The sequence below is a fragment of the Streptomyces sp. NPDC091972 genome (assembly GCF_044756385.1).
Lineage (GTDB): Bacteria > Actinomycetota > Actinomycetes > Streptomycetales > Streptomycetaceae > Streptomyces.
This window is the reverse complement of the sequence record NZ_JBIVSV010000020.1, coordinates 26,413-39,744: the sequence shown is the minus strand read 5'-3', so window position 1 is coordinate 39,744 and position 13,332 is coordinate 26,413. Positions and strand designations below refer to the sequence as shown.

7 protein-coding genes and 3 tRNA genes are annotated in these 13,332 nt (G+C 70.3%); 5 read left to right on the top strand and 5 right to left on the bottom strand.

What is annotated here, in order from left to right; all coding sequences use genetic code 11:
* Positions 1-10 precede the first annotated feature (10 nt).
* From hrpA to ACIQJT_RS39065, 5 genes are all read right to left on the bottom strand, one after another.
* Positions 11-3,976, bottom strand: coding sequence for an ATP-dependent RNA helicase HrpA (hrpA, locus tag ACIQJT_RS39085; RefSeq protein WP_365464512.1), 3,966 nt, complete (start codon positions 3,974-3,976; stop codon positions 11-13).
* A 95-nt stretch (positions 3,977-4,071) separates the two neighbouring features.
* Positions 4,072-4,145: transfer RNA gene (locus tag ACIQJT_RS39080), tRNA-Phe, on the bottom strand.
* 24 nt (positions 4,146-4,169) lie between these two features.
* Positions 4,170-4,244, bottom strand: a tRNA-Asp gene (locus ACIQJT_RS39075).
* A gap of 38 nt (positions 4,245-4,282) precedes the next feature.
* Positions 4,283-4,355, bottom strand: a tRNA-Glu gene (locus tag ACIQJT_RS39070).
* Positions 4,356-4,435: 80 nt separating this feature from the next.
* Positions 4,436-6,031, bottom strand: a complete 1,596-nt coding sequence (locus tag ACIQJT_RS39065; protein ID WP_402650304.1) for a metallophosphoesterase — start codon at positions 6,029-6,031, stop codon at positions 4,436-4,438.
* Positions 6,032-6,116: 85 nt separating this feature from the next.
* Between ACIQJT_RS39065 and ACIQJT_RS39060 the strand changes: the two genes are divergently transcribed.
* The 5 genes from ACIQJT_RS39060 to ACIQJT_RS39040 all read left to right on the top strand — a co-directional run bounded on the left by ACIQJT_RS39060 (position 6,117) and on the right by ACIQJT_RS39040 (position 13,325).
* Complete coding sequence (locus tag ACIQJT_RS39060) at positions 6,117-6,467, top strand: metallopeptidase family protein (RefSeq protein ID WP_041819691.1); 351 nt, start codon at positions 6,117-6,119, stop codon at positions 6,465-6,467.
* Positions 6,468-6,557: 90 nt separating this feature from the next.
* The gene (locus ACIQJT_RS39055; protein WP_365464518.1) at positions 6,558-7,079 is read left to right on the top strand and encodes a hypothetical protein; all 522 of its coding nucleotides are present in this window, start codon (positions 6,558-6,560) and stop codon (positions 7,077-7,079) included.
* A 244-nt stretch (positions 7,080-7,323) separates the two neighbouring features.
* Complete coding sequence (locus tag ACIQJT_RS39050) at positions 7,324-9,414, top strand: DEAD/DEAH box helicase (protein ID WP_402650303.1); 2,091 nt, start codon at positions 7,324-7,326, stop codon at positions 9,412-9,414.
* A gap of 194 nt (positions 9,415-9,608) precedes the next feature.
* Positions 9,609-11,726, top strand: a complete 2,118-nt coding sequence (locus ACIQJT_RS39045) for an FG-GAP-like repeat-containing protein (RefSeq protein ID WP_402650302.1) — start codon at positions 9,609-9,611, stop codon at positions 11,724-11,726.
* A 63-nt stretch (positions 11,727-11,789) separates the two neighbouring features.
* Entirely contained in the window at positions 11,790-13,325 is a 1,536-nt protein-coding gene (locus ACIQJT_RS39040; protein WP_365464527.1) for an amino acid permease, read from the top strand.
* Positions 13,326-13,332 lie beyond the last annotated feature (7 nt).

Below are 13,332 nucleotides of genomic sequence, written 5' to 3'. Positions count from 1 at the left end.
GCAGGAGTCGTCACGGCGCCAGGGTGTCGATCGCCTTCACGATCCGCTTGTCGGAGATGGGGTACGCCGTGCCCAGCGCGTGGGCGAAATAGCTGACCCTGAGCTCCTCGATCATCCAGCGGACGTCCAGGACCTGCTGGGGCACGGGCCGGCCCTGCGGGAGCTGCTCCAGGAGCCAGGCGTACTCGTCCTGCATCTCGTGGACCTTCTCCATACGGGTCGTGTCCCGCTGGACGTTCGTCGGCATCTGCTGGATCCGGCGGTCCGCGGCGACCAGGTAGCGCATGAGGTCCGGGAGGCGGCGCAGCCCCGTCGCCGTCACGAACCCCGGCTTCACCAGCGCGTCCAACTGCGCCCGTACGTCCGCCAGGTTCGCCAGCAGCGCGGGGCTCCGTACGGCCTTCAGGCGCCGTTCACAGGCCTGCCAGGCGGCGAGCACCTGCTGCACCTGTCCGACCGTACGGACCGTGGTGTCGACGATCTCGGCGCGCACCTTGTCGTACAGCTTCCGGTACGACTCCTCGTCCCACGCCGGTCCGCCGAAGTCCCCGATCAGCTTGTCCGCGGCCGCCGTCGCGCAGTCCTCGAACAGCGCCTGGATCGAGCCGTGCGGGTTCGCCGACAGGGCCAGCTTCTGGGGGTTGGTCAGCTTCTCGGATGCGAACTTCGCCGGGCTCACCGGGATGTTGCGCACGATCAGCCGCCGTGTGCCCTTCCACATCGCCTCGGCCTGCTCGGCCTCGGTGTCGAAGAGGCGGACGGAGACGGTGTCGCCGTCGTCGACCAGCGCCGGGTACGCCTTCACCGGCTGGCCCGCGCGGCGGGTCTCGAAGACGCGCGTGAGCGTGCCGATCGTCCAGTCCGTGAGGCCCTTGCGCTCCAGGGACTCGCCGCCCTCGCGGGACGCGGTCGCTGCCGCCGCCTGCGAGAGGGCCTGGCGCGCCTTCGGCCTCAGTTTCAGGCGCAGCGCCTCCAGGTCCTTGTCCTCGGCCAGCTTGCGGCGCCGCTCGTCTACGATCCGGAAGGTGATCCGCAGGTGCTCCGGGATCCTCGACCAGTCGAAGTCGTCGGCCTCGAAGGGGACCCCGACCATGCGCTTGAGCTCGCGGGCCATGGTCGTCGTCAGCGGCTCCTGCAAGGGGACGGCCGTGTCCAGGAACCGCTTCGCGAAGTTCGGGGCCGGCACGTAGTTGCGGCGGATCGGCTTGGGCAGGGAACGGATCAGCTCCGTCACCAACTCCTCGCGCAGGCCCGGGATCTGCCAGTCGAAGCCCTCGTCCTTCACCTGGTTCAGGACCTGGAGCGGGATGTGGACCGTCACACCGTCCGCGTCCGCGCCCGGCTCGAACTGGTAGGTCACCCGGAACTTCAGCGGCCCCTGGCGCCACGAGTCGGGGTAGTCGGCCTTGGTGACCGCCTCCGCCGACTCCCGGATGAGCATCTCCCGCTCGAAGTCCAGGAACTCCGGCTCCTCGTGCCGCTTCCGCTTCCACCACGAGTCGAAGTGGGCGCCGGACACCACGTGTTCGGGCACCCGCTGGTCGTAGAAGTCGAAGAGGGTGTCGTCGTCGACCACGATGTCCCGGCGTCGGGCGCGGTGTTCGAGCTCCTCGACCTCGCTCAGCAGCTTGCGGTTGTCGGCGAAGAACTTGTGGTGGGTGCGCCAGTCGCCCTCGACGAGGGCGTTGCGGATGAAAAGCTCGCGGCTCGACTCGGGGTCGATACGGCCGTAGTTGACCTTCCGCTGGGCGACGATCGGCACGCCGTACAGCGTGACCTTCTCGTACGCCATCACCGCGGCCTGGTCCTTCTCCCAGTGGGGTTCGGAGTACGTCCGCTTCAGCAGGTGCTCGGCGAGTGGCTCGACCCACTCCGGCTCGATCTTCGCGTTGACGCGGGCCCACAGGCGCGAGGTCTCCACGAGCTCCGCCGACATGACGAACCGCGGCTGCTTCTTGAAGAGCGCCGAGCCCGGGAAGATCGCGAACTTGGCGTTGCGGGCGCCGAGGTACTCGTTCTTGTTGCCGTCCTTCACGTCCTTCATGCCGATGTGCGAGAGCAGACCGGCGAGGAGGGAGACGTGGACGGACTGGTCGGGCGCGTCGTCCTCGTTGAGGTGGATGCCCATCTGTTTGGCGACGGTCCGCAACTGCGTGTAGATGTCCTGCCATTCGCGGATGCGCAGGAAGTTCAGGTACTCCTGCTTGCACATCCGGCGGAAGGACGACGAGCCGCGCTCCTTCTGCTGTTCGCGGATGTACCGCCAGAGATTCAGGTAGGCGAGGAAGTCGCTGGTCTCGTCCTTGAAGCGGGCGTGCTGCTGGTCGGCCTGGGTCTGCTTGTCGGCCGGCCGCTCGCGCGGGTCCTGGATGGAGAGCGCGGCGGCTATGACCATGACCTCGCGGACACAGCCGTTCTTGTCGGCCTCCAGGACCATGCGCGCGAGCCGCGGGTCGACGGGCAGCTGGGCGAGCTTGCGGCCGGTGTCCGTGAGCCGCTTGCGTACGTCCTTCTGGGCCGGGTCCAACGCGCCCAGTTCCTGGAGGAGCTGGACGCCGTCACGGATGTTGCGGTGGTCCGGCGGGTCGATGAAGGGGAACTTCTCGATGTCGCCGAGGCCGGCCGCGGTCATCTGGAGGATGACGGAGGCGAGGTTCGTCCGCAGGATCTCGGCGTCCGTGAACTCCGGGCGGGCGTTGAAGTCCTCTTCGCTGTACAGCCGGATGCAGATGCCGTCGGAGGTACGGCCGCAGCGGCCCTTGCGCTGGTTGGCGCTGGCCTGCGAGACCGGCTCGATGGGCAGCCGCTGCACCTTGGTGCGGTGGCTGTAGCGGGAGATGCGGGCGAAGCCGGGGTCGATGACGTACTTGATGCCGGGGACGGTCAGCGAGGTCTCGGCGACGTTGGTCGCCAGAACGATCCTGCGCCCGGTGTGCGGCTGGAACACGCGGTGCTGCTCGGCGTGCGAGAGCCGGGCGTAGAGGGGGAGGACCTCGGTGAAGCGGTAGTTCTTCTTCACCAGCGCGTCCGCGGTGTCGCGGATCTCCCGCTCGCCGGAGAGGAAGACGAGGATGTCGCCCTTGCCCTCGCCCTGGAGCTCCTCGACGGCGTCGCAGATCGCGGTGATCTGGTCGCGGTCGGAGTCGTCCGAGTCCTCTTCGAGGAGCGGCCGGTAGCGGACCTCCACGGGATACGTACGGCCGCTGACCTCGACGATCGGGGCGTCCCCGAAGTGCCGGGAGAAGCGCTCGGGGTCGATGGTGGCCGAGGTGATGACGACCTTGAGGTCGGGACGCTTCGGCAGCAGCTGGGCCAGGTACCCGAGCAGGAAGTCGATGTTGAGGGACCGCTCGTGGGCCTCGTCGATGATGATCGTGTCGTAGGCGCGCAGCTCGCGGTCGGTCTGGATCTCGGCGAGCAGGATGCCGTCCGTCATCAGCTTCACGAAGGTCGCGTCCGGGTTCACCTGGTCGGTGAAGCGCACCTTCCAGCCGACGGCCTCGCCCAGCGGGGTGTCCAGCTCCTCGGCGACCCGCTCGGCGACGGTACGGGCGGCGATCCGGCGGGGCTGGGTGTGCCCGATCATGCCCTTGACGCCCCGGCCGAGCTCCAGGCAGATCTTCGGGATCTGGGTGGTCTTGCCGGACCCGGTCTCACCGGCGACGATCACGACCTGGTGATCGCGGATGGCGGCCGCGATCTCGTCCTTCTTCTGGCTGACCGGGAGCTGCTCGGGATACGACACGGCGGGCACCCGCGCCCGGCGCGCGCCCACCCGCTCCTCGCCCTTGCCGATCTCCGTCTCGATCTCGGCCAGCACGGCGGCCCGGGCCTCCGGCTTGCGGATCTTGCGCGCGCCTTCGAGCCTGCGCCCGAGCCGGTGCGCGTCGCGCAGGGAGAGCTCGGTCAGGCGGGCGGCGAGGTCCCCGAAGGCCGGGGCCGGGGTGCCGGGGGCGGGGGCAGGGTGCGTAGACATACGCGATCCAGGATCTCATCCCCGGGAAATTACTGGCGAACGGTTTTGTCCCGGCATACAACAAGACCCCGATCCGGGGATCGGGGTCTGTGCTGTGGCTGGGGCCGGGGTCGAACCGGCGACCTACCGCTTTTCAGGCGGTCGCTCGTACCAACTGAGCTACCCAGCCGAGAGGCTTCCGGGGAAACCTCAGCGGTCCTGACGGGATTTGAACCCGCGGCCTCCACCTTGACAGGGTGGCGAGCACTCCAAACTGCTCCACAGGACCAAGCTTTGTGCACGAACAGTGTCGCACACGGTGTTGCGTGCCCCCAACGGGATTCGAACCCGTGCTACCGCCTTGAAAGGGCGGCGTCCTAGGCCGCTAGACGATGAGGGCTATCGGCCCGCCTGGGCGCTTCTCAGCGCGTCGGGGACGTGAGAAGCATATGGGATGCCGGGAGGTATCGCCAAAACAGTTCAGGGGCCGCCCGTGGGCGAGGCCGTGGCGGAACCCGTGTCCGGGGCCGTGGGGGAGGGCGTGGCTCCCGGCTGGTTGTCCTCGGGGAGGTGGCGGCTGACCTCCGCGGTCGTGAGGCCGAGGCCGCCGAGCTTGATCTCGTCCCAGGCCTGGAGGCGGCGGGTGCCGCGGTCCATGTAGAGGATCGAGGCCTCGATGGGGTCGGGGTACTTGCCCTCGACGGCCCGCAGTCCGCTGCCGCCCGTCGAGCCCTCGACGCGCAGCCGTGTGCCCTTCTCCATGACCTCCATCTCCTGGTGGTGGAGGTGGCCGGAAAGGATCATCGGGACCTCGCCGTCGACCTCGCGGGCTGCCGAGGGCTCGTGGGCGATCGCGAGGTCCACCGGGGTGCCGGCGGCCCGCTGCGCCCGCAGGGCCGCGGCCAGCCGGGCGCCCGCCGCCTCCTGCGACTCGTCGGCCCCGGGGTTGGTGGAGCGGTCGGGGGTGAACTGGGGGTCGCCGATGCCCGCGAACCGCAGCCCGGCGATCGTCCGCGCCTCGCCGTTGTCGAGGACGTGGACGCCCTTGAGGCCCTCCATGTACCGCTGGGTGGTCAGGGAGTCGTGGTTGCCGCGGACCCACACGTAGGGCGCGCCGAGGTCGGGGATCGGGTCGAGGAAACCGTTCTCCGCGGCCGTGCCGTGGTCCATGGTGTCGCCGGAGTCGACGATCACATCGACCTTGTACTGCTTGACCAGCGAGGCGATGATCTTCCAGCTCGCGGGGTTGAGATGGATGTCGGAGACGTGCAGGACCCGGATGGTGGTGGGGTCCGGCCGGTAGGCGGGGAGGGTGGACGTGACGTCGTAGAGCTTCGTCACGTTCGTCACCAGGCGGGCCAACTCCTTCTGGTAGACGTCGAACTCGGTGACGATGCTGCGCGCGTTGCCGACCAGGGAGGGGGCGGAGGAGAGCAGGCCCGAGAACTTCGGCTCCAGGACCGACTCCGGGTTCCAGGTGGCGTACGCCGTGCCGCCGGAGGCCGCCAGGAGGGTGAGGGCGAGGCCGCCGGCCGCGAGGGCGCGGCGGGGGCGGCGGTAGACCGCGAGGCCGAGTGCGGTGGCGCCCACCACCACGGCGACGCAGGAGCGCAGGGCGAGGTCGAGGGTGCCGTGCTCGACGTCCGCGGCGACCTCGTCCTGGAGGCCGGAGAGGCGCTCGGGGTGGTCGACCAGGGCCTGGGAGCGTTCCGGGTCCAGCTGGTCGACGTTGACGTCGAGGCGGACGGGGGCCTGGTGGCTGTCGAGCTGGAGCGCGCCGAGCGGGGAGATGTTGATCTTCGTGCCGCCGGTCAGGGACGGGCGCAGGGTCATCGTCGTGTTCATGGGGCCTACCGGGACCCGTACGTTCCCGACGATCAGCAGACCGAGCCAGGCACCCAGAAGGACGACGGCCACCAGGCCCAGTGCGCGGGCCCAGGGGTGCGGCTGGTGGACGAGCTCGACGGACGGGTGGGAGCGACGCCTGCCGTAGTGGCGGGCGAGGGCTCGCGGGGGCTTGCGTAGGGCGTTCAGGATGCTCCGGGCGTTCAGGACTGCGGCGGGGACGCGGGCCATTGGTCCCGTATGCCCAAGTCCGACCGCGGATATGCGGACGTGCTCATGCCTCTCGTACGGCGGGGTCGTACCGGAGAATGGGCGTGTGCTGGAGATGACGCGCGAGGAGTTCGAGGAACTGGTCGCCGAGGCGCTGGACCGGATTCCGCCGGAGTTGACGCGGCTGATGGACAACGTCGCGGTGTTCGTCGAGGACGAACCGCCCGCGGACGATCCCGAGCTGCTCGGGCTGTACGAGGGCACGCCGTTGACCGACCGGGGCGAGTGGTACGCCGGGGTACTGCCGGACCGCATCACGATCTACCGGGGGCCGACGCTGCGGATGTGCGATTCCCGCGAGGACGTGGTCGCGGAGACCGAGGTGACGGTCGTTCACGAGATCGCCCACCACTTCGGGATCGACGACGCGCGGCTGCACGCGCTCGGGTACGGGTGAGTGGGTTTCGAACGGGGCGCGTGTCCTCTTGTGGGCGGCGGGAGTTGGGCACGTTGACTCTTTGACGACCGCCCTCGGAGGTGGCTGCTCGTGCGCCCCTTGTACGTACCCGTCCGTCTGGCCGCCACGGTCATGGCCGTCGCCGCCGCAGCGGGCTGCATGAGCGTGGGCGGGGACGAGGGAGGCGGCGGCGCCAGGCCCTCGCACTCCGCCGGTGAGCGCGGTGGGGAGGCGCCGGACGGGGGTTCGGCGGGCTCGGGCGGTTCCGTGGGGCTCGGCGGCACCGGCTCGGACGGCAAGCACGGCAAGCACGGCAAGGGCAAGCACGGGAAGGAGTCCGCCTCGCCCTCGGCGTCCGCCTCCGCGGGAGCCGGTGCGTCGGCCTCGCCCGGAGCGAAGCCGGGACATTCGGTGAAGCCGGTGCCCTCGGCGCCGGGGACCGACCCGGCGCCCACCCGTACGCCCGACCCGGAGCCGCCGGCCCCGAGCGAGCCGCCCGCCTCGCCCACGCCGTCGCCGCCGCCCGCCGAGCCGTCCTCGTCCGCGCAGCCGGAGACCGGCACCCAGCTCAGCCAGCGCGAACCCGCGCCCACGGCCGGGTCGCCGGTGTGACGGGGCGGGGCCCGAGCAGGTCCCCGAGTGACCTCGGATACATGCGGGGGACTTGGTTTGCCTTCGAGGGTGGGGGGTGCGTATGGTGGTAGATCGTTTGATCCCATTGCCCGGCGCCATTGCAGAGAGCGCCGTGTGGCGCGTTCTCTCCCTTGCCGTGGCTGACCGCATCGAGGCGGTCGTATTGCGAATCACGGAGTTGACGGGCGCGTGCCGACGAGACTCCGGAAGGTTTCGCTTACGCATGTCCATTTCCAGTACTGATCACGTCGTCGTGCCCGAGAACGAGGGCACCGAGGACACCGTCGAGGTCACCTTCGCGGACCTCGGTCTCCCCGAGGGCGTCGTGCGCAAGCTCGCCCAGAACGGCGTGACCACCCCCTTCCCGATCCAGGCCGCGACCATCCCGGACGCCCTGGCCGGCAAGGACATCCTCGGCCGTGGCCGCACCGGCTCCGGCAAGACCCTCTCCTTCGGTCTGCCGACCCTGGCGCGTCTCGCCGGCGGCCGCACCGAGAAGCACAAGCCGCGCGCCGTCATCCTCACGCCGACCCGTGAGCTCGCGATGCAGGTCGCGGACGCCCTCCAGCCCTACGGCGACGTCCTCGGCCTCAAGATGAAGGTCGTCTGCGGCGGTACGTCGATGGGCAACCAGATCTACGCCCTGGAGCGCGGCGTCGACGTCCTCGTCGCCACCCCGGGCCGCCTGCGCGACATCATCAACCGCGGCGCCTGCTCCCTGGAGAACGTCGAGGTCGCTGTCCTCGACGAGGCCGACCAGATGTCCGACCTGGGCTTCCTGCCCGAGGTCACCGAGCTGCTCGACCAGGTCCCGGCCGGCGGCCAGCGGATGCTGTTCTCCGCGACCATGGAGAACGAGATCTCCACGCTGGTCAAGCGCTACCTGAGCGAGCCGGTCACCCACGAGGTCGACAGCGCCCAGGGCAACGTCACGACGATGTCCCACCACATCCTGATCGTGAAGCCCAAGGACAAGGCGCCGGTCACCGCGGCCATCGCCTCCCGCAAGGGCCGCACCATCATCTTCGTCCGCACCCAGCTCGGCGCGGACCGCATCGCCGAGCAGCTGCGCGAGGCCGGCGTGAAGGCCGACGCGCTGCACGGCGGCATGACCCAGGGCGCGCGCACCCGCACGCTGGCCGACTTCAAGGACGGTTACGTCAACGCGCTCGTCGCCACCGACGTCGCCGCCCGCGGCATCCACGTCGACGGCATCGACCTCGTGCTCAACGTCGACCCGGCCGGCGACCACAAGGACTACCTGCACCGCGCGGGCCGTACCGCCCGGGCGGGCCGCACCGGCACGGTCGTGTCCCTGTCCCTGCCGCACCAGCGCCGCCAGATCTTCCGGCTGATGGAGGACGCGGGCGTCGACGCCGGGCGTCACATCATCAACTCCGGTACGGCCTTCGAGCCCGAGGTCGCCGAGATCACCGGCGCCCGCTCGATGACCGAGGTCCAGTCCGAGTCCGCGGCCAACGCGGCTCAGCAGGCCGAGCGCGAGGTCGCCCAGCTCACCAAGCAGCTCGAGCGGGCGCAGCGCCGTGCGACCGAGCTGCGCGAGGAGGCCGACCGCCTGGTCGCCCGTGCCGCCCGCGAGCGCGGTGAGGACCCGGAGACGGCGGTCGCCGAGGCGCAGGCCGCGGTGGCCGAGGCCGCGTCCGTGCCAGAGCAGCCGGTCGCCCAGGACGTCGACAAGGCGGACGCGCCGTCGTACGAGCGCCGTGACGACCGCGGTGGCCGCAGCTACGAGCGCCGTGACAACGACCGTGGTGGCTTCCGCCGTGACGACCGTCGTGACGACCGCGGTGGCCGCACCTTCGAGCGCCGTGACAACGACCGTGGCGGTTTCCGTCGCGACAACGAGCGCCGTGACGACCGTGGCGGCTTCCGCCGCGACGACCGTCGTGACGACCGTGGCGGCCGCACCTTCGAGCGCCGTGACAACGACCGTGGTGGCTTCCGCCGCGACGACCGTCGTGACGACCGTGGCGGCCGTTCCTTCGAGCGCCGTGACGACCGTGGCGGCCGCACCTTCGAGCGCCGCGACAACGACCGTGGCGGCTTCCGCCGCGACGACCGTCCGGCCGGCCGTTCCTTCGAGCGCCGCGACGAGCGGGGCGGCCACCGCGGCAGCGACCGCCCGTTCAACCGTGACCGTCAGGGCGACCGCCCGGGCTTCCGCTCCGGCGGCCACGACCGCCCGAGCCACGACCGCCCCTACGGCCGTCGTGACGACCACCGCGGCACCGGCACCGGCACCGGCTCCTTCGGCCGCCGCGACGACAAGCCGCGCTGGAAGCGCAACGGCTGACGCACGCTGATCCCCCAGGGATCCGGAAGGGCCCGTACGACTTCGGTCGTGCGGGCCCTTTTCGCATGTCCAATCGACTACCGAAGCCTGTGTGACGGTTGTTAACATCCGTTGCATCGCGTGGCGGAGTGTGGCCCAGGGGGACCGACAAGGCCTGCCGGCACGCCTTTTCTGACTTCCCTGGGGAGGGACCCTTGACCCGGCGTGCCCGGATCGCACTCGCTCTTGCCTCGCTGGCCGCTCTGAGCGCCGGCACCCTGACGTCCGCGGGCCCGGCGGCCGCGGACACCAGCCCGACGCCGATCGCCACGGACGGCGTGTGGGGCATCGACTACGCGGGCGGTTATCTGACCAGCGTCGAACACCGGCCCGACGGTGAGCAGTACGTGGTCGGCCGACAGCTCTCGCCGGACGGCACCACCGTGCTGGAGCAGGCCACCCGCGGCTTCGCCGGCACCTATGCGAACGGCACCCACCTTCAGCGGGTGCCGTGCGACGCGGGCGGGTGCGTACCGCTGCGGTCCCTCAGCACGCAGAGCGTCGGCTACTTCCGGGTCGACGCCTCCGGCAAGGAGCGCGCCCAGATCTGGGTGGAGCCGAACGGCTACCGCTCGGACGAACCGGATGTCACCGGGGGCCGTTTCGTGGACGCCACCGGCCGCTACTACGTCTACAACGCGGCCTCCACCGGCAAGCAGTACGTCGACGCCGTGAACCGGTACCGCTCCGAGGACGTCCGGCTGACCCGTTCCGTCACCGCCGCCTCCGTGTGGGGCTCGGCGCTGTGGACACCGGGTTCGGGCAACGGCGTGGTCACCCAGTACGACCTGGAGGGGAAGAAGACGGTCGCGACCGTCTCCACCGGAGCCCCCTGCACGGTCAAGGAGCTCCAGGTCGTGGGCCGCTGGATCTACTGGAACTGCGGCCCGACGGGCGCCGCGGGCGTGTACGACCGCACGGCGAAGAAGAACATCACGGTGCCCTCGGGCCCCGCGCTCGTCGGCGACGGCTACCTCGTCCAGCACGACCGCAACGCCGGAAAGCTGAAGCTGACGGACTATCACGCCGGTACGGCCGCCGCCGCGCGCGAGATCGCCGACCTGCCGGCCGGGAACACCGCCGACCAGCGGCGGCTGACCTGGTCGGTGGACAAGCTCGGCGGGGGCATCGCCTACGTGGGGACGGACCACGCGATCCGGATCGTGCCGAGCGGGGTGCCCACCCAGTCCCTCGGGAAGACCGAGTCGGACCTGGACGACGAGCTCTTCGACGCGGCCGGCCGCAACAGCGGCAACATGGAGTGGAACAGCACCTTCCAGCTGAACAAGCCCGCCGACTGGACCTTCACGGTCAAGAACGCCCAGGGCCGTATCGACCGCACCCTCAAGGGCAGCGGTGCGGCGGTCACCGTCGCCTGGGACGGGAAGACGGCGTCCGGCGCGTACGCGTACAACGGTCCGAAGACCTGGACCCTGACCGCCACCGCCGCCGACGGCGGGGGGACGTACACGACCAGCGGCAAGTTCTCGCTCACCGGCGGCCGCCAGGGCCACCACGACCAGGGCGGGTACGCGTACGGGGAGCTGGTGACCCTCAACTCCTCGGGCAACCTGGCCCTCCAGTACACCGACGGCGGCGGCACGTTCGACCGGAAGCAGAACGGGACCGGCTGGCCCGCAGGCACGGTCGCCGTCCCCTTCGGCGACATGGGCAAGGACCGCTGCGCCGAGATGCTGGTCCGCATGCCCAACGGCGAGCTGCGGCGCTACGCGGGCAAGTGCGGGGAGGCGTCGTACGCCCCGGCGAGCAGCCACACCTCCCTCGGCACCGGCTGGAACGCGTACAACGTCCTGACCGCCCCCGGCGACCTGACCGGCGACGGCCGTACCGATCTGCTCGCCCGCAAGGCCTCGACCGGTGACGTCTACCTGTTCGCCAACGACGGCGCGAGCAAGCTCAAGCCGGGCGTGAAGATCCGCAGCTGGGCGACGTACAAGAAGATCGTCGGCGCCGGTGACCTCAACGGCGACGGCTTCGGTGACGTCCTCGTGCAGGACAGCGCAGGGACGCTGTGGCGCTACGACGGCACCGGGTCCGGCCAGGTCAAGGAGCGGGTGAAGGTCTTCTCCAACTGGGGGACCTCCTACAACGTGGTCGTCGGCGTCGGTGACATCACCGGGGACGGGAAGAACGACCTGGTCTCGCGGGACACCGCGGGCAACCTCTACCGCAACAACGGCGACGGCAAGGGGTCGTTCGGGGCGCGCACGAGGATCGCCACCGGCTGGCAGGGCTACAAGGGCCTTTTCTAGAGGGGCACTTCTCGGCCAAGTTGTGACGTGTGTCACGCCCCCGGTGTGGGAATCGCTGGGGGCATGACAGATGACGACACAGCGAGTGGGCTCTCCGACGAAGAACGGCTTGCCCAGCTCGGCTACACGCAGGTCCTCGCCCGCCGCATGTCGGCGTTCTCCAACTACGCGGTCTCCTTCACGATCATCTCGGTCCTGTCGGGCTGTCTGACCCTCTACCTCTTCGGCATGAACACGGGCGGCCCGGCCGTGATCACCTGGGGCTGGATCGCCGTGGGTCTCATGACGCTGTTCGTCGGCCTGTCGATGGCCGAGATCTGCTCGGCGTACCCGACCTCCGCGGGCCTGTACTTCTGGGCCCACCGCCTGGCCCCGGCCCGGACCGCGGCCGCCTGGGCGTGGTTCACGGGCTGGTTCAACGTGCTGGGCCAGGTGGCGGTGACGGCGGGCATCGACTTCGGCGCCGCGTCCTTCCTCGGGGCCTATCTGAACCTGCAGTTCGACTTCGAGGTGACGGCCGGCCGGACCGTGCTGCTGTTCGCGGCGATCCTCGTCCTGCACGGCCTGCTGAACACCTTCGGCGTGCGGATCGTCGCGCTGCTGAACAGCGTGAGCGTGTGGTGGCACGTGGTGGGCGTGGCGGTGATCGTCGGCGCCCTTACCTTCGCCCCCGACAAGCACCAGTCGGCGTCCTTCGTCTTCGGCGAGTTCGTGAACAACACGGGCTGGGGCAGCGGTGTCTACGTGGTCCTGCTCGGCCTGCTGATGGCCCAGTACACCTTCACCGGCTACGACGCCTCGGCCCACATGACCGAGGAGACCCACGACGCGTCCACGGCCGGCCCCAAGGGCATCGTGCAGTCGATCTGGACGTCGTGGATAGCGGGCTTCGTCCTGCTCCTGGGCTTCACGTTCGCGATCCAGTCCTACGACGGCGCCCTCAACTCCCCGACGGGCGCGCCCCCGGCCCAGATCCTCCTCGACGCGCTCGGCGCCACCGCCGGCAAGCTCCTGCTGCTGGTCGTGATCGGCGCCCAGTTGTTCTGCGGAATGGCCTCGGTGACCGCCAACAGCCGCATGATCTACGCCTTCTCGCGCGACGGTGCGCTGCCCTTCTCGCACGTCTGGCACACGGTGAGCCCGCGCACCCGCACCCCGGTCGCGGCGGTGTGGCTGGCGGCGGGCGGAGCGCTGGTGCTGGGCCTGCCGTACCTGATCAACGTGACCGCGTACGCGGCGGTGACGTCCATCGCCGTCATCGGCCTCTACATCGCCTACGTCATCCCGACCCTGCTGCGGCTGCGCAAGGGCGACGCCTTCGACCGGGGGCCCTGGCACCTGGGCCGCTGGTCCCGCGCGATCGGCGTGGTCTCGGTGACGTGGGTCGCGGTGATCACGGTCCTCTTCATGCTCCCGCAGGTCTCCCCGGTCACCTGGGAGACGTTCAACTACGCCCCGGTCGCGGTCCTGGTGGTCCTCGGCTTCGCCTGGACGTGGTGGGCGGTCTCGGCCCGGCACTGGTTCCTCAACCCGGAGCACGAGCGCACCAAGGCCCGCGAGGCGGCCCGCGCGAACGCGCCCGAACCGGTCGATCCCTGATCTTCCC

Bases quoted from the DNA above. Each gene is read 5' to 3' on its own strand.
- hrpA (WP_365464512.1), bottom strand. From the start codon at position 3,976: ATGTCTACGCACCCTGCCCCCGCCCCCGGCACCCCGGCCCCGGCCTTC.
- ACIQJT_RS39065 (WP_402650304.1), bottom strand. From the start codon at position 6,031: ATGGCCCGCGTCCCCGCCGCAGTCCTGAACGCCCGGAGCATCCTGAAC.
- ACIQJT_RS39050 (WP_402650303.1), top strand. From the start codon at position 7,324: ATGTCCATTTCCAGTACTGATCACGTCGTCGTGCCCGAGAACGAGGGC.
- ACIQJT_RS39040 (WP_365464527.1), top strand. From the start codon at position 11,790: ATGACAGATGACGACACAGCGAGTGGGCTCTCCGACGAAGAACGGCTT.